The sequence below is a fragment of the Acidimicrobiales bacterium genome (assembly GCA_033344915.1).
GTDB lineage: Bacteria > Actinomycetota > Acidimicrobiia > Acidimicrobiales > Aldehydirespiratoraceae > JAJRXC01.
Window position 1 is genome coordinate 1 of sequence record JAWPML010000001.1, and the last position, 16886, is coordinate 16886.

Annotated in this window: 15 protein-coding genes; 8 read left to right on the forward strand and 7 right to left on the reverse strand. The window is 70.4% G+C overall.

The window, feature by feature from the left end; genetic code table 11:
- The coding region (locus R8F63_00005; protein MDW3216962.1) for an alpha/beta hydrolase fold domain-containing protein at positions 1–585 on the forward strand (585 nt) is incomplete at its 5' end.
- A gap of 19 nt (positions 586–604) precedes the next feature.
- On the opposite strand, the gene R8F63_00010 is transcribed toward R8F63_00005, so the two are convergent.
- Entirely contained in the window at positions 605–1333 is a 729-nt protein-coding gene (locus tag R8F63_00010) for a DUF429 domain-containing protein (protein MDW3216963.1), read from the reverse strand.
- Positions 1334–1378: 45 nt separating this feature from the next.
- On the opposite strand from R8F63_00010, the gene R8F63_00015 reads away from it, so the two are divergent.
- Positions 1379–1807, forward strand: a complete 429-nt coding sequence (locus tag R8F63_00015) for a nitroreductase/quinone reductase family protein (GenBank protein ID MDW3216964.1) — start codon at positions 1379–1381, stop codon at positions 1805–1807.
- Between the two features lie 3 nt (positions 1808–1810).
- Here the strand turns inward: R8F63_00015 and R8F63_00020 are convergent, their stop codons facing one another.
- Both R8F63_00020 and R8F63_00025 read right to left on the reverse strand, forming a co-directional pair.
- Positions 1811–3031, reverse strand: a complete 1221-nt coding sequence (locus R8F63_00020; GenBank protein ID MDW3216965.1) for an MFS transporter — start codon at positions 3029–3031, stop codon at positions 1811–1813.
- Between the two features lie 52 nt (positions 3032–3083).
- The gene (locus R8F63_00025; GenBank protein MDW3216966.1) at positions 3084–3575 is read right to left on the reverse strand and encodes a hypothetical protein; all 492 of its coding nucleotides are present in this window, start codon (positions 3573–3575) and stop codon (positions 3084–3086) included.
- A gap of 65 nt (positions 3576–3640) precedes the next feature.
- Here R8F63_00025 and R8F63_00030 point away from each other — a divergent pair, with 65 nt between their 5' ends.
- The 5 genes from R8F63_00030 to R8F63_00050 all read left to right on the forward strand — a co-directional run bounded on the left by R8F63_00030 (position 3641) and on the right by R8F63_00050 (position 11312).
- Complete coding sequence (locus tag R8F63_00030; protein ID MDW3216967.1) at positions 3641–5233, forward strand: glycerol-3-phosphate dehydrogenase/oxidase; 1593 nt, start codon at positions 3641–3643, stop codon at positions 5231–5233.
- Positions 5233–6624, forward strand: a complete 1392-nt coding sequence (locus R8F63_00035) for an FAD-binding oxidoreductase (GenBank protein ID MDW3216968.1) — start codon at positions 5233–5235, stop codon at positions 6622–6624. Before R8F63_00030 ends, R8F63_00035 begins: the two co-directional genes overlap by 1 nt.
- Entirely contained in the window at positions 6621–7913 is a 1293-nt protein-coding gene (locus R8F63_00040; protein MDW3216969.1) for an FGGY family carbohydrate kinase, read from the forward strand. Before R8F63_00035 ends, R8F63_00040 begins: the two co-directional genes overlap by 4 nt.
- Positions 7914–7975: 62 nt before the next feature.
- On the forward strand, positions 7976–10300 hold the full coding sequence (locus tag R8F63_00045) for a CocE/NonD family hydrolase (GenBank protein MDW3216970.1): 2325 nt from the start codon (positions 7976–7978) through the stop codon (positions 10298–10300).
- Positions 10301–10337: 37 nt separating this feature from the next.
- Positions 10338–11312, forward strand: coding sequence for a TerC family protein (locus R8F63_00050; GenBank protein ID MDW3216971.1), 975 nt, complete (start codon positions 10338–10340; stop codon positions 11310–11312).
- Here the strand turns inward: R8F63_00050 and R8F63_00055 are convergent, their stop codons facing one another.
- The 3 genes from R8F63_00055 to R8F63_00065 all read right to left on the reverse strand — a co-directional run bounded on the left by R8F63_00055 (position 11313) and on the right by R8F63_00065 (position 14471).
- Complete coding sequence (locus tag R8F63_00055) at positions 11313–12413, reverse strand: magnesium transporter CorA family protein (protein MDW3216972.1); 1101 nt, start codon at positions 12411–12413, stop codon at positions 11313–11315.
- A 139-nt stretch (positions 12414–12552) separates the two neighbouring features.
- Positions 12553–13449 (reverse strand): hypothetical protein, encoded by an 897-nt coding sequence (locus tag R8F63_00060; protein MDW3216973.1) that lies wholly within the window; start codon positions 13447–13449, stop codon positions 12553–12555.
- 107 nt (positions 13450–13556) lie between these two features.
- The gene (locus R8F63_00065) at positions 13557–14471 is read right to left on the reverse strand and encodes a YihY/virulence factor BrkB family protein (protein MDW3216974.1); all 915 of its coding nucleotides are present in this window, start codon (positions 14469–14471) and stop codon (positions 13557–13559) included.
- A 104-nt stretch (positions 14472–14575) separates the two neighbouring features.
- Between R8F63_00065 and R8F63_00070 the strand changes: the two genes are divergently transcribed.
- Complete coding sequence (locus R8F63_00070) at positions 14576–16384, forward strand: M3 family oligoendopeptidase (protein ID MDW3216975.1); 1809 nt, start codon at positions 14576–14578, stop codon at positions 16382–16384.
- Here R8F63_00070 and R8F63_00075 read toward each other — a convergent pair.
- On the reverse strand, positions 16381–16854 hold the full coding sequence (locus R8F63_00075; protein MDW3216976.1) for a hypothetical protein: 474 nt from the start codon (positions 16852–16854) through the stop codon (positions 16381–16383). The two genes, R8F63_00070 and R8F63_00075, sit on opposite strands and share 4 nt — an antisense overlap.
- Between the last annotated feature and the right edge of the window lie 32 nt (positions 16855–16886).

Here is a 16886-nt window from a genome sequence, read left to right on the forward strand (position 1 = left end):
GTCGTGAAGTACCCGGGCGGCCTGAACGACTGCGTCTCCGGTTTCCACTGGGTCGTCGAGAACGCTGCGGATCTCGGTATCGACACGTCCCGGCTGATCGTCGCCGGGGAGAGCGGCGGCGGCAATCTGTCGATCGCGACGACGATGCGGCTGAAGGCATCGGGCGATCTCGACAAGGTCCACGGCCTCTACGCGCTCTGCCCCTACATCTCCGGTGAATGGCCGCGCGACGAGTTCCCGTCCTCCATCGACAACGACGGCTACCTGCTGTCACTGCACAGCAACCAGGGGCGCATGGGCTACGGCATCGAGGCCTTCGAGGCGAAGGACCCGATGGCGTGGCCGTCGTTCGCCAGCGTCGCCGACGTGGAAGGGTTCCCGAAGACGATGGTCAGCGTGAACGAGCTCGACCCGTTGCGCGACGAGGGCATCGAGTTCTACCGGCTGTTGATGGAGGCCGGGGTGCCGGCCCGCTGTCGCCAGGTCATGGGCACGACCCACGGCGCGGAGATCTTCCCGATGGTCTGCACCGAGATCTCGCGCGACACCGCACGCGACCTCGCCGCGTTCGCCACGGAGGCCTGACCGGCCCGTCCCCGGGCGGTCAGAAGGCGACGGTCGCGAGCTCGTCGAGGCCGATCGTGGGCACGTGGATCCAGCCTTCGATCGCGGCCGCCCGCCGGTGCTCGGCCGGGGGACGGGTCGTGTGGCGGGCCCGGCCGAGCCCTGCGATCACGGCCGTCAGCACGGCGTCGAGGTCGTCGTCGCTGTCGACCATTGCGTCACGATGGCCGCCGAGGTCGATCGCGCCGTCGAGGGCGTCGACGATCTCCGCTCGCTTCGCGCGGCCGTCGGCGCCCTTGTAGCCGGTGGCCGGAAGGCCCCAGACGGCGAGGGTGCCGCCGGGGTACGCCTCGTAGACGTTGCGGCGTCCGGAGCGGTCGCCGGACGGCCCGAGGAGGCGCTCGAGGATGCCGATGCCCCGCAGGGCGACGATCGCGAGCCGGTCCGTGGACACGCTGAGCGGGTCGCGGGGCACGTGGTGCTCGCGCAGCCACCGGTCGGTCGTGCGCAGTCGCAGCTCGCGGGGCGTCGCCGTCGTGGCGGCGGCCGACTCGCCGCGGTGCCAGTGGGTCACCTTGTCGACGAAGTCCGACGGCCAGCCGAACGGACAGTCGATCCCGACGCCCATCGCGTCGAGCGCGGCGGTGACGATCGCGTCGTCGGTCGCGGGTCGCACGATGTCGACGACCGTCGGGGTGTGCCGCCATTCCAGGAGGCACATGCTCGACTTCTCGGGTTGAGAGGCGAGGTCCACTCCGACGAACCGCATGCCCGACCGTAGGTCATTCGCTGCGCCCCGCACTACGGTTGCCCCATGCCGAGCGACGTCGTCCTGAAAACCATGAACACCATCCACCGCGGTCTGCTGAAGGTGAGCGGTGGCCGGATCGGGTGGACGGCCGGGAAGATGCCCGTCCTCGAACTCACGACGACGGGTCGCAAGTCCGGCGCGAAGCGCTCCGTCATGCTCACGTCGCCGCACCAGGACGGCGACTCCCTCCTGATCGTGGCGTCCCGCGGGGGCGACGACCAGCATCCGGCCTGGTTCCTCAACCTCCGCGACGATCCGGCCGTCGAGGTGGCCCGCAACGGGGAGGCGGCGAAGCCCCACACCGCCCGGATCCTCTCCTCGGAGGAGCGGGCCGAGCTGTGGGAAACGGTCACGAGCGCCTACAAGAACTACGCGGGCTACCAGGAGAAGACGGATCGGGAGATCCCGCTCGTCTTCCTCGATCCCGTCTGATCGTCAGGCCGCGGCGACCGGTTCGACCGGCGGGGCCGTGTACCGCTCGGTGCGGCCGCGGATGAACGGCCACGCGAGCACGACGCCGATGAGTGCCAGCACGACCATCGCGATCGAGGCGGTGGCGTACGCGGCGGCGCGACCGGGCCCCTCGTAGATCGCGCCGATCGTCCCGGCGGTGATCGCCGCGACCAGGGCCTGGGCGGCCCCCATGACCCCCTGCGCGCCGGCCTGGCGTTCCGGCGGTACGGACATGGAGATCGCGATGCCGGTCGACGCGAACGTCAACGCGTCCGTGAATGCGTGGAACATCGTGAAGGTGAAGATCCACCCACCCGACGGCAACTGTCCGTAGATGAACATGAACGTCGCCCCGAACGCGATGCCGGCCGCGCCGACCCGGAACGGCCCGACGCGCTGGGCGAGTCGACCACCGGTCGGTCCGAGGATCACGAGCGGCACCGCGAAGAGCGTGATGCCGAGGTTTGCAAGCCAGGTCTGGGTGTCGAGGTCCTCGTGCACGACGTCCCACAGGGCGTCGAAGGCGCCGATCATCAGGAACACGGCGGCGCCGAGGACGACGGCACCCGCGACGACGCGCGACTTCAGGAGGTCGAGCGCGAGCCGTTTCGGCGCCTCGTCCCGGGTCTCCGTGATCTGCAGGGTGAACACCGGGATGACGAAGATGACGGTGACGGCGCTCACCACGAGGAAGGGTGCGGCGAGGCCGAAGGGCCCGGCGAGGACCGCGCTGATGGCCGGCCCCATGGCGAAGCCGAAGACGTCGGCGGAGAGCAGGCGTCCGAGGTTCGTGCCGAGGTTGTCCGGGTCGGCGACGATCACGATGCGGCGGATCGCGGGGAGCGAGGTGCCGATCCCGATGCCGGAGATCACCCGTCCGATCATCAGCGGCTCGAGCGAGGTGCCGAACCCCATCAGGAGGAGGCCGGCGACATTGCCGAGCACGCCGGCCACGATCAGGACGCGGGCGTACCCCCGGTCCGCGAGCGGCGCGATCAGGATCTGGGCGAAGAAGGCGCTGAGGAACCCGGCGCCGATGAGCATGCCGATGTTCGTCTCGCTGATGCCGTACTCGTCGCGATAGTCGCCGACGAGGGTGAAGAGCACGCCGTAGCCGGACGCGAGCGCGGCCGACAGGGCGCTGAACACCCAGGCGGTGGGAAGGCGCCGTGCGGGCCGAGACATTCGTGCGGGCCGAGACATCCGTGCAGGCTACGACCTCCCGGGCGGCGCGGCCCGTTCTTTCCCGCGCCGATCAGCCGGGCGGGCCGAGCTCGTTGAGTTCGTCGTCGGCGGCCTCCAGCAGATCGAGACGCTCGTGCAGTTCGCCGAGGCTGATCAGCTCCGTGCGGCCGCGTTCCTCGACCCGACGGACGAGGTCCTCGATGTCTCGGACCCGTTCCTCGACCACCTTCCGGTCGGCCCGCCGAGCCTGGGTCGGACGGCGGGAAACGACGACCAGATAGCCGTCGAGCTCGACGAGTTCGACCCGGAGGCGGGCGATGATGTCGCTCACGTCGTCGGTCGGGGGAACGAGCGCGAGCCGGCGGCCGCTCGAACGGAGGCGGCGGTGCAGCCGCGCCTCGCGGCGGTTCGACGTGAGCCATCCGAGCGGCGCCGGTGACCGGACGCCGGCCACCACCTGGTTGCGGCGCCGGAGCGAGATCGTCGTCGCCGTGACGGCACCCGCGCCCACGAGCACGCCGCCGCCGATGACGACGGCGAGGATGTCGAACAGGGAGCCCACGCGTGGACGGTAGCAACCGCGTCCGGCGGCGAACAGGGCGCAGCCGGTGGGCTAGAACGTCTCCCATGACCGCCCCCTCGCTCACGCCGTCGTCGCGCGCCGATCGGCTCGACGAGCTCGAGGCGGACCGCTTCGACGTCGTGATCGTCGGCGGCGGCATCACCGGCGCCGGCATCGCCCGGGATGCTGCAGGACGCGGCCTGCGCGTCGCCGTGCTCGAGGCGAACGACTACGCAGCCGGCACCAGCAGCCGGAGCTCCAAGCTCATCCATGGTGGGCTGCGCTACCTCGCGAGTGGCGAGGTCGACCTCGTACGCAAGACGGCACGGGAACGCACGGCCGTGCACGCGATGGCCCCCCACCTCGCCGAGCCCTGCTGGATGGTGGTCCCAGCGAGGAACTGGGCGAGCGTCACCACGTTCCGGGCCGGGATCGGCACCTACGAGAAGTTGGGAGGCGTGGCGGACGCCGACCGCCACGAGGTCTGGAAGGGCGACGAGATCACGGCCCACGAGCCGCATCTGCGCACCGATCCCTACGGATACGCCGTCGCCTACCGGGAGTACCTCACCGATGACGCGCGCCTCGTCCTCGCCGTGCTGCGCGCCGCGGTCACCGACGGTGCGGTCGTCGCGAACCGGGCCCCGGTCGTCGACGTCGCCCGCGCCGGTGAACGCATCGACGGGGTGGTCGTCCGCTGCGCCGCCACCGATCGGGAGGTCGTCGTGCGGGGCGACGTGGTCATCAACGCCGCCGGGCCGTGGGTCGAGTCGATCGCGCGGATGGAGCAGGATCCGCCGGCGACGCCGCTGCATCTCTCGAAAGGCGTGCACGTGGTCGTGGCGCGCGAGCGGTTCCCGGCGAATCATCTGGTGATCGCCAACACGCCGGACAAGCGCTCGATCTTCGTCATCCCCCGGGGTGACATCGTGTACATCGGCACGACCGACACGAGCTACCACGGCGACCGCCCGTTGTGGCCCGAGATCGAGCTCGACGACGTCTCGTACCTCCTCGACCCGATGGCCCGCTACTTCGACATCGACCCGCTCGGGCCCGCCGACGTCGTTGCCGCCTGGTCCGGCGTGCGGCCGCTCATCGCCCAGGAGGGCAAGGAGGCGAAGGAGATGAGCCGCAAGGACGAGGTCACGGTCGGGGCGGGCGGCATGATCTCCATCGCGGGCGGCAAGCTGACCGGCTTCCGCAAGCTCGCCGAAGAAGTGATGGACGTGGTGGCGAAGCAGCTCGGTCGGCGGCTCCCGGAGGGGCCGGGGACGGCCGCTGTGCCCGGCGGCGAACCGGCCCCGGATGGCGACGACCGGCAGGCCACCCGCCTGCGCCGGTTGTACGGCTCCGAGGTTGACGAGGTGCTGGCCCTCGGGTCCGCACCCCTCGTTGACGGCGAGCCGGTGGTCGCCGGCGAGGTCGACTGGGCGATCGACGTGGAGGCCGCCACGACGCTGGTGGACGTGGTCTACCGCCGAACCCGGGTTGCCTGGTACGTGCCGGCCCGGCGTGACGAGATCGCGATCGCCATCGCCGACCGCATGGCCGATCGGCTCGGCTGGTCGAGCGACGATCGGGCCGGTCAGATCGACGAGGTACGAGCGAGGTTCGCCGACGAACTCGCGTTTCGGACAACCGCCGGGGAGGCGTGATGGGACTGACGGACGATCTGGCGAGCGTGCTGGGAGAGGGACTCCTGCTCGGCGATACGGAGCGAGCCGAACGGGCGCGCGACACGTGGATGCGATCGCAGATACCGATCTCCGCGGGCGAGCCCGTGGTGGCACCGGTGGCGGTGTGTGCCCCCGGAACCACCGAGGAACTCGCGGAGGCCGTCCGGATCTGTGTCTCCCACGGCGCGCCGATGATCCCGCGGGGCGGCGGCTCCGGTGTCGTCGGTGGCGTCCTGGCCGCGCCGGACTCGGTCGTGCTCTCCACGGAACGGATGACCGGGCTCCGCTCGTTCTCGTCGTCGGACCTCCTCGCCTCGTTCCGGGCCGGCACCAACGGCCTCGAGGCCGAGCAGCGCATGGCGGCGGAGGGACTGACGATCGGGCACTGGCCCCAGTCGATCGAGCTCTCGACCGTCGGTGGCTGGGTCGCCACCCGGGCGTCGGGCCAGTACTCGACGGCATACGGCAACATCGAGGACGTGGTCTACGGCCTCGAGGCGGTGCTGGCCGATGGCACGATCTATCGCAGTCGCGACACGCCGCGAGCGGCCGCCGGGCCGGATCTCCGGCACCTCCTCATGGGCGCCGAGGGCACCCTCGGCATCGTGACCGACGTGACCTTCTCGGTGCGCGAGCAACCGGAGCCCGGCGTCCGCCAGGCGTTCCACTTCGCCGAGTTCGCCGACGGCATCGAGGCGATCCGCCGGGTCATGCGGGCGGGTTGGCGGCCGCCGGTGGTGCGGCTCTACGACGGGCGCGAGTCCTGGCGGCACTTCCGCGACCAGATGCCCAAGGGCAACGCGATGCTGATCTTCCTGCACGAGGGCCCGCCCGGCGTCGCGCCCCTCGAAGCCGCCGCCGTGGCGGACATCTGCGGGGCAGGCGGTGGCGCCGCCGCACCCACGGAGGCCGTGGACGGCTGGTTCGCCCACCGCAACACGGTGCCGAGTTGGGACGAGCTGCTCCGGTCCGGCGTGGTCGCCGACACGATCGAGGTCGCGGCGGACTGGTCGCGGCTCCCGGCGCTCTACGACGCCGTGGTCGCGGCGTTGAACGGCGTGGCCGGCGTCGTGGCCGCATCCGCGCATTCCTCGCACGCCTACCGCAGCGGTGCCAACCTCTACTTCACGCTGGCGGCGACGCCCGGCGACCCCGCGGACTACGCGGCGACCTATGACGCGTGCTGGAACGCGGCGCTACGGGCCGCCGACGACCTCGGCGCGGGGTTGGCCCATCACCACGGCGTCGGGCGGGTCCGGCGCGAGTGGATGGCATCGGAGGTCGGGGCCGGCGGCGTCGCCATGCTGCGGGGCGTGAAGGCGGCGCTCGATCCCGCTGGTCTGATGAATCCCGGGGTGCTGATCCCGTGAGCCTCGTGGCGGGGCTCGACGTCGGCACCACGACGATCCGGGTCGCCCTGTTCGACGGTGAGCAGCGGGTCGCGATCGCCCGGGAGCAGTTGCCGCTCGACGTCCCGTTCGCGGGTGCGGTCGAGCAGAACGCCGCGGGATTCGTGGAGGCCGCGGAACGGCTCTGGGCCGTGGCCCTCGCCGAGGCCGGTGCCGTCGCAGCCGATGTCTCCCGTCTCGGCATCGCCAACCAGCGAGCGACCATCGTCTGCTGGTCGAGCGCGACCGGCGAACCGCTGCGCCCGGCCGTGGGCTGGCAGGACACCCGCACGAAGGTGGAGGTCGCCCGCTTCGTCGACCAGGGCATCCCGGTCAACACGAACGCATCGTGCACCAAGATGACCTGGCTGCTGGAGCACGATCTGGCGGTCGCCGCGGCGGCCGCCGACGGCACGCTGCGCATGGGAACGGTGGACGCCTGGATGACGTGGGCGCTCTCCGGCGGTGAGGCATGTGTGACGGAGCCGGGCAACGCGGCGGCGACCGGTCTGTACGACGCCCGCTCGGGTGACTGGTCCGACGGCGCGCTCGATCTCTTCGCCGTGCCCCGTGACCCGCTGCCGAGCGTCGTTGCGTCCGACGCCGTCGTCGGTTCCGCGAGCCGGCTGGGCGGCGAGGTGCTCCTGGCCGGGCGGCTCGGCGACCAGATGGCGGCGTGCGCGGCACACGGCATCCGTGCGGGCGAGGCGAAGTTGACCCTCGGCACGTCGGCGATGCTCGATGTGCACGCCGGCCCCGAGCCGGGCGCGGCGCCGGAGGGCTGTTACATGCTTCCGCTGTGGCGGCGGGGCGAGGGCGATACCGCGGTCGACGAGTTCCTGTTCGAAGGGTCGATCAACACGGCCGGTTCGGTCATCGAGTGGCTGGTCCGTGTCGGTCTGCTGGACCGGGTCGAGGATCTCGATGCGGTCGCGACGGCGGGGCGGGTCGGGAGCGTCGCGTTCGTCCCCGCGCTCGCCGGTCGCGGATCGCCCCGCCACGAGCCCGACGCTCGGGCGACGTGGACCGGGCTCGCCCTCGACACGACCCGCGAGGACATGGTGCGTGCCGCCGTCGAGGGCATCGCCGAGCGCGTCGCGGAACTTGCGGCGCACATGGGCGTCGCGGCCCTGGCGGTCGACGGTGGACTCAGTCGTTCCGACGTGCTCCTCGCCGCGATCGAGGCCCGTGGCCTCGCGGTGACCCGGGGCGAGCCCGAGGCGACCGTGCGGGGCGCGGCGCTCATCGCGACACCCCGCTCGTCGGGCTGAGGCTCGCCGGGCTGCACAGCCTCCGTTTTCCCGCGCAGGTTACCCATGGGTAGGGTTCTCGGATGCGCCGCCTCCGTCTTCCCCTCGCTCTCCTGCTCGTCCTGAGCCTTCTCGCCGCCGCATGCGGCGACGACTCGGGGGACAACGCCGACGAAACGCCCGATGACGGCGCCTCGTCCGACGACGGTGGCGACGACGGCGGTGACGATGGCAACGACGACGGTGGCGACGACACCGCGGCCGGCGACGACAGCGACGACGCCCGCGATCGCGTCCCGGCGACGTTCACCACCCACGTCAGCGCCGGCCAGGTCACCGTCACCGGCGCGGACCCGGGCACCGAACTCGGCCTGAGCGGCCGTGAGGGCGTCGTGCAGACCGGCATCGTGGACGACCTCGGCAACCTGCTGTTCCGCCAGGTCGAGCCGGGTGAGGGGTGGTTCGTGCTCGACGAGACGCAGGATCCGGTGGCGACCAGTGATCCGCTCACCGTGCCGTCCCTCGACGACCATCCCGACGCCGAGTGGTTCGCGGCCCAGACCTTCCCGTCCGAGTTCGCCATCGATGACACCGGCACGTGGGAGGGCTACGGCTACATCGAGACGCGCGACGGCACACTGCTCGCCGCCACCGTGCGCCTCCCGGGGCCCCCGGAGGACGGTCCGTACCCGACCGTGGTCGAGTACTCGGGCTACGACCCGGCGAGTCCGTACGCGGTCGAACCGGCGATCAACATCTACGGCCTGCTCGGGTGGGCGACCGTCGGCGTCAACATGCGCGGGTCCGGTTGTTCGGGCGGGGCCTACGACTACTTCGAGCCGCTCCAGACCATCGACGGCTACGACATGATCGAGACGATCGCCGCCCAGGACTGGGTGTACGAGAACAAGGTCGGCATGGTCGGCATCTCCTACTCGGGCATCAGCCAGCTCTTCGTCGCCCAGACCCAGCCACCGAGCCTGGCGGCGATCACGCCGATCTCGGTGATCGAGGACTCGTACCGCTCGGTCGTCTACCCGGGCGGCATCTACAACAACGGCTTCGCGAAGAGCTGGGGCGACTCGCGTCAGGGAGCGAACGACGCCTACGGCCAGGGCTGGGTCAACGACCGGATCGCCGAGGGCGACACGATCTGCGACGAGAACCAACTCCTCCGCAGCCAGAACCAGGACCTCGCCACGACGACGTCGGAGTTCTCGTACTACCCCGGCGAGGACATCGACTACCTCTCGCCCCGCCTGTTCGTCGACCAGATCACGGTGCCGACCTTCCTGGCCGGCGCCTGGCAGGACGAGCAGACCGGCGGCCGGTTCCCGACGATGCTCGACGAGTTCACCGGGACGGACGTGTTCCACGCCCATCTCTACAACGGCGCCCACGCCGACTCGCTGGGCCCGGCGTCGTTGCTCGCGGCGACGGAGTTGCTGAGCGTCTACGTCGCCGACCGCGATCCGACCTTCGATCCCGTCCTGCGTCTGGGTGCGCCCCTGCTCTACGCGGACGTGTTCGGCGTCGCAGCCCAACTCCCACCCGACAACTTCGGGAGCTACGAGGAGGCGAAGGCCGCGTTCGAGGCCGGTACCACCATCACCGTCTTCCTCGAGAACGGCGGCAACCCGGACGCGCTCGGTGCGCCGGTGCCCCGTGGGCAGGTCGTGTTCGACGAGTGGCCGGTCGCAGAGGCCGAGTTGCAGACCTGGTCGCTCGCCGACCTCGCCGGTGGCGAAGCGGTCGGCGAGTTCACCGTCGACGTCGAGCAGAGCCAGGAACTGACGAAGGCCGCCGACGAGGACGGCGACGAGTTCGAGAACCTCGACTGGGCCCTGCTGGAGGACGGCGAGGCGCTCGTGTTCGAGACGGACGCCTTCACCGAGGACCTCCTCCTCATCGGCACCGGCCGGGTGTCGCTCTCGATCATGGCCGACGAAGCGGACGCCGACATCGAGGTGACCGTCACCGAGGTGCGCCCCGACGGCTACGAGATGTACGTGCAGTCCGGCTGGCTCCGCGCGTCGCACCGGGCGCTCGACGACACCGAGACGACGGAGAACCTCCCCTGGCACCTCCACAGTGAGGAGGCCGCCGAGGAGCTGCCCGCGGGCGAGTTCACCCAGATCGACGTGGAGATCTTCCCCGCCGGCCACGTCTTCCGGGCCGGCTCGAAGCTGCGGCTCATCGTGGACCCGCCCGGTGGGAACCGGAACCTGTGGGCCTTCGACGTGCTCCCCAACGACGGGACCGCGGTGCAGGTCGACCCGGCGGCCAGCACGCTGACGTTGCCCTTCGTCTCCGGCGTCGATGTGCCGGACGGGCTGTCCGACTGTGAGCACACACGCAGCCAGCCGTGTCGCATGTACGTCGCCTACGAGAACCGGATGGTGAGCTGACGGTCTCCTTTCGCCCTGCGGCGGTAGCTTCGCGTTCGTGAACCTGCTCGCCGCGGCGTCCGCCCGCGACAACTTCGTCGATCTCGACGTCGGCCTCGGCTGGTGGGTCGGTCTGGCCATCGCGATCGGCGTCCTGCTCGCCGTCGACCTCTATCGTCACCGCGAGGACCACGAGCCGACCACCCGCAGCGCCCTGGTCGAGACGCTCGTCTGGATCAGCTTCGGCGTCGCGTTCTCGGCGGTGGTGGCCATCGGGTTCGGCAGCGAGGCGTTCGGCGAGTACATCTCGGGCTACCTCATCGAGAAGTCGCTCAGCATCGACAACGTCTTCGTCTGGTCGATCATCTTCTCGACGATGTGGATCCCGCTGCGGTTCCAGCACCGGGTGCTGTTCTGGGGCATCTTCGGTGCGCTGGTGCTCCGCCTCGTCTTCATTCTCGTGGGAGCCGCGCTCATCAGTCGGTTCGCGGCCGTGCTCGTGGTGTTCGGCGCCTTCCTGGTCATCACCGGCCTGCGGATCATCCGCCATCGCGAGGACGAGGGCGAGAATGCCTCCACCGCCGGACTCGGCCTGCTCCGGCGCGTCATGCCCGTCACCGACGACTACGACGGGCACAAGTTCTTCACGGTGAAGAACGGTGTGCGGACGGCGACTCCGCTGTTCGCCGCGCTGGTGGTGATCGAGGTGACGGACGTGATCTTCGCCCTCGACTCGGTGCCGGCGGTGCTCGCCGTGTCCAACGAGCCGTACATCGTCTTCGCGTCCAACGCGTTCGCGATCCTCGGCCTGCGGGCGATGTACTTCCTGCTCGCCGACGCCCGCCAGCGCTTCCACTATCTGTCCCACGCTCTCGGAGCGATCCTCGTCTTCGTCGGGGTGAAGATGGCTCTCAGCCAGTGGCATCACCTGGACACGTTCGTGTCGCTCGGCGTGATCCTCGCGATCCTCGTGGCGGCGATCGTGTTCAGCGAGCTCCGCACCCGCCGTGAGGCCGCCGCCCTCGTCGACTGATCAGTCGCGGCGGTGACTGTCGCGGCCGGGAATGTCGCGGATGGTCTTCGTGGACACCTCGAACACCCCGCCCACCAGACTCGCCGGGGTGCGTGCGGCTTCCATCAGCCCCCGACCGATCATCTGGCCGGTGCCCCGCGCCGTGGGCCGTCGGATCCAACCGACCGAGACGAACATCCCGAGCGAGACCAGCGCCATGCCGGCCATGATGCCGCTGACGATCAACCAACCGTTCTCGCTCTCCACCCAGGGAAGATTCGAGAAGTTCATGCCGAAGATGCCGGCGACCAGGGTCAACGGCAGCATCACCGCGGCGTAGACGGTCAGCACCTTGCTCACTTCTGTCGCCTGGCCGGCCTCCGCACCGCGGTAGGCGTCGAGGGTCTCGGCCAGGGATGTGCGTGCGTTGTCGATGCCGCCGGCGGCGCGGCCGGCGACGTCGAAAGCGTCGGAGAACCGGCGCCGGGCCTGGTCCGAGAGCAGCGGCGAGGTGGAGGAACGCATCTGGTCGAACGCCTCGCGTTGGGGGTGGGCGACCCGGCGGATCTGGCCGAGATCGCGCCGCATCGCCGTGACGTCCGCGACGATCGTGGGGTCGGCGCCGAGCGCCCGGTCGATCAGTGTCTCCACGCGCTGGTCGAACTCGTCGATGACGGCGACGAAGCGACGGGTGGCGACGTCGGCGAGACGGGCGAGGAGATCGTCGGCGCCACCGCTCGCGAGCTGCGGGTACCGCTGTACCTGGTCCCACAGCGTGTCGATCGCGGGCGACGGACGTTCGTGGACGGTGATCAGCGTGCGTTCCTCCGTCAGGAAGCAGTCGATCTCATAGCTTTCGATGCGGTCGTCGGCGAGGCCGTGGATGATGGCGAGGAGATGGCTGCCGAAGTCGTCCAGCTTCGGCAGGTCGAAGTCGTCCACCGCGTCACGGACCGCGATCGGGTCCAGTTCGTAGGCCGAGGTGAAGTCGATGAGCTCGGCGACATCGGCGCTGCCCACGGTGATGTCGACCCACAACCAACCGTCCGCCGGTGCGGCCGCGCTGCGAGCCGGCACCACGCTGACACTGCCGTCGCTCGCGGCCAGGGCGCGTGTCTCCATGCGGCAATGTTGACCACATCCCGGACGGTCCCGGTGGATGCCGGGGGCGGGGCCGGACGCGGCGAACTCGGAGACCGGCACCAAGGTGCGCGGCCTCCGAGTCCGGGATCGGGGGATTCGGGGATTTCCCGTGCGGTGGTCAGCTTCCGAAGTCGAAGTCCGGGATGACCACGACCTCACCGAGGAAGTCGGTCGGGAAGACCGGGGGCACCGGATCCGGGCCCGGGGGGATGGTCGGGATCACGATGTCGAGGGGGAAGTCGAACGGGGGCTCCGGGATGGTCGGCACCGGGAGGATTTCGCCCGGGGGCTCCCACGGCGGGATGGTCGGGAGGGGCAGGATCTCGCCGGGGAAGTCCCAGCCGGGGAACGGGTCGGGATCGTCGTCATCGTCCTCGGGATCGGCCTCGGGATCCTCCTCGGGCTCGGGATCGGCTTCCGGGTCCGCTTCGGGATCGGCGTCGCCTTCGTCGGCATCGCCTTCGTCGGCATCGCCCTCGTCGGCATCGCCTTCGTCGGCGTCACCTTCGTCGGCATCGCCTTCGTCGGCGGCATCGTCATCCGTGTCGGTGTCGGCGTCACCTTCGTCAGCGGCATCGTCATCCGTGTCGGTGTCGTCCGTGTCGGTATCGGATGCGTCGGCCTCTCCGGCGGTCTCACCGTCGGTGGAGATGACCGGTTCGTCGACGTCGGGGAGCTCGGTGTCGCCGAGCACCTCGGTTGCGGCGGTGTCGGTCTCGACGACCGCGTCGCCGACCGTCGGGTTGTCACTCGAGCCGCCCGACGCCGCGAGGGCGGCACCGAGGAAGCCGAGCACGCCGGCTGCGGCGGCGGCGAGCATCCACAGCCGCGAGGGGCGCTCGTCGGCCGGAGCGGCCACGTGGGCGGCGGGGGCCGCGGTCGCGGCGGTCGCTGCGGGGACCGTGGGCACGGTCTGGGTGGGCTGGTGGGTGGGAACGTCGATGGCGTCGAAGACCGAGGTCTCGTTGCCGATCATGGGTTCGTGGTTCTGGTTGTCGGGGGTTTCCTGGTGCATCGCTGGACTCCGTGTTCGAGGCGACCGGTTGTCGCCGTTCACGGGTCCTGAGCACCGTCGGGCCCGGTCCTGGACACTTTCTCCGAGAAATTCTCGGGTTTTCGGGTTCAGGGCGGGTCAGCGGGGCCGTTTTCCTCTGGAATCCGGCCGAAACTGCCGTTTCGGGGCTCGGTGCCGTTCCGGTGGAATCGGGCGCCGTCGATCTCCGCACCGATCAGGGCGGCGAGGGCGGTGAGGTACAACCAGGCGAGAAGGGCCGCGATCGCCCCGAGCGAACCGAACGTGCTCTCGATCTGGCCGATCATGGCGTAGATCTGCGCCAGCCCGATCGTGCTCAGGACCCAAATCACCGTGGCGACCAGCGCGCCCCACGAGATGAAGTGGAAGCGGCCCGTGCGATGGCCGACGACGGATCGGTACAAGAGGGCGAGCGCCACGCTCGAGACGAGCAACACGACCGGCCACCGACCGATCGACACGGCGAGGTGGTAGGCGCCGCCGAGGTTCCAGTCCTCCAGCACCGGCGGGAGCACGACGACGAGCCAGATCATCGCGGCGACGGCCAGCACCGCCACCACACTCAACTTCAGGGCGAAGATGCGACCCTGGATCCAGTTGTGCGGACTCGGGACCTCGTGGGCGATGCGAATCGCCATGACGATCGAGTTGAGCGCGCTCGAGATCGCCCACGCCACGCCGACGAGGCCGAGCACGAGGCCGACGGTGACGCCCGCGCCGTCGACGGCGGTGACGTTCTCGAGCTGTTCGATCAGGAGATTGCCCGCATCCTCGGGAAGGACGTCGACCAGCGGACGGAGGTTCGACTCCACGTCGGCGGGCTCCGCGACGAGGCCGTAGACGGAGACGACGGCGATCATCGCCGGGATCAGACCGAACACGCAGGTGAACGCGACCCCGCTGGCGACGAGGAGCGTGTGGTGGGCCGTGATGTTGTCGATGAGGACCCGCAAGCGCACGCGGGGGAGCCGCGTCCGCTCGTCTTCCGCGGCAGGTTCAGTCACGCGCAGGGGCCTCCGACCGACATGAAAGGGACGCTAACGGTCGGCGTGATGTTGTCCGGTGATCGTGGCCCACCGGGCGGAATCGCCCGCCCTACACTCCCGCCATGACCAGTTCGGACACCACCATGACGGCGACCGGCGCGGAAGACGCGGCGTGGGATGTCGAAACCCTCGTCGACGGCAGCGGTCCTGACGGCGCCCGGGCCCTGCTCGACCGGGCCGCCGCGATGGCTGCTGCGCTGATCGAGGACGCCAAAGGCGAGGTCGCGACCGCGAGCGCGGCCCAGCTCGCCGAGTGGCTGGACCGGCAGGCCGAGATGTTCGATGCGACCCACCGGGCCGCGAACTACGCCCAGCTGCGGTTCTCGACCGACGTGGCCGATCCGGCCAACGGGGCCCTGATGGCCGAGTTCCAGGAGCGCACCGCCGCGCTCGCCGCCGAACTCGTGTGGTTCGAACTCGAGTGGCTCGCGATCGACGACGACGCCGCGACGGCGCTGCTCGACAGTCCGGAGCTCGCTGCGCACCGCCATCATCTCGAGACGAGCCGGCTGCGCCGTCCCCACGTCCTGAGCGAGCCCGAGGAGCGACTGCTGGCCACGAAGTCGCCCACGGGTCGGAGCGCGTGGGTCCGTCTCTTCACGGAACTGACGTCGTCGATCCGCGTCGAGCTCGACGGCGGTTCCCAGCCCCTGGAGGCCGGGCTCAGCCGCCTCCTGCACCCCGACCGCGCCGTTCGTCAGGAGGCCGCCGCTGCGGTCACCGCCGGACTCGAGCCGGGCCTGCGGACCCGCGCCTTCGTCTTCAACACGCTGCTGGCGGACAAGTCGACCGACGATCGGCTGCGTGGCTATCCGACCTGGATCACGGCGTGGAACCAGGGCAACGAGGCCAGCGACGCGTCGGTCGACGCGCTCGTGGAGGCGGTCGTGTCCCGCTACGACCTTCCGCAGCGGTGGTACCGCCTCAAGGCGCAGGTGCTCGGGGTCGACCGGCTCGCCGACTACGACCGGGGGTCGTCCGTCGCCGAGACGAACCAGCACGTGCCGTGGGAGACCGCGAAGTCGACCGTCCGCGACGCCTACGCCAGCTTCAGCGACGAGCTCGCGGCGATCGTCGACCGCTTCTACGACGAGAACTGGATCGACGCACCCGTCCGGGACAACAAGCGGGGCGGGGCGTTCTGCGCCTACACCGTGCCGAGCCATCACCCCTACGTGTTCCTCAACTACACAGCGACACCGGGTGACGTCCTCACGCTCGCCCATGAGCTCGGCCACGCGGTGCACGGCTACCTGGCTCGACCCCAGGGGATCTTCCACCAGTCGACGCCGCTGACGCTGGCGGAGACGGCGTCGGTGTTCGGCGAGACGGTCACCTTCGAGCGGCTGCTCGACCAGACCGACGATGCCGGGGAGCGCTTCGCCCTGCTCGCCCAGCAGGTGGAGGGCAACCTCGCGACCGTGTTCCGTCAGGTCGCCATGAACCGGTTCGAGGATGCGGTCCACACCCACCGGCGCGAGGTGGGCGAGCTCAGTACGGACGACTTCGCCGACCACTGGGCCCGCACCCAGACCGACCTGTTCGGCGACACGGTCGAGGTCACCGACGGCTACCGGAGCTGGTGGAGCTACATCCCGCACTTCATCGGCACGCCCGGCTACGTCTACGCCTACGCGTACGGCCAGCTGTTGGCCCTCTCCGTCTATGCCCAGTACGAGGCGCAGGGCGCCGCCTTCGTGCCGAGCTATCTCGAGCTGCTCGGTGCCGGAGGCTCGCGGTGGCCCGAGGAACTCGCGTCGATCGTCGGCTGTGACCTCACCGACCCCGGGTTCTGGGCGGCCGGTCTCGACATCGTCGATGCACAGATCGGTCGGGCGGAGGACGCCGCCCGCGCGGCCGGCCGGGTCTAGCAACCCGCCGAGAAGGCGGTCGCCAGCAGCGCCGGCTTCGCCGTCACGATCGACTCCATCTGGGCGACCGAGCCGTCGACGAACTGCACGCTGACGATCTCGCTCGCCTTGCCCGGCTCCACGCCGATGGCGTGCACGTCGGCGCGGTCCCACGCACCGACCAACTCTTTCGGGCCGAAGGTGCGCAGCGACTGGGTGTAGAGCACCAGCCGACGATCCGTCACCGCGAGGATGCCCGACTTCACCGGCGGCCAGCCTGCCGCCAGGGTGCCGGTCGACGCGACGACGGCGCGATCGGCGGTGCGGCGGGCGTGGATGAGCCCGGCCGCGCCGGCGTTGGCGGCGGCCAGCGTCGTCTGGAACTGGCCCACGTAGCCCACCGCGCTCGCGGCGAGCACGGTCTCCGACGCTTCGAGAAGCGCCGGCGACTTCCTCGCTGCCTTGTGCACCTTGCGGACCATGTCGACCATGGCCGTTCCATCGACATCGCGGGGTGGGGACA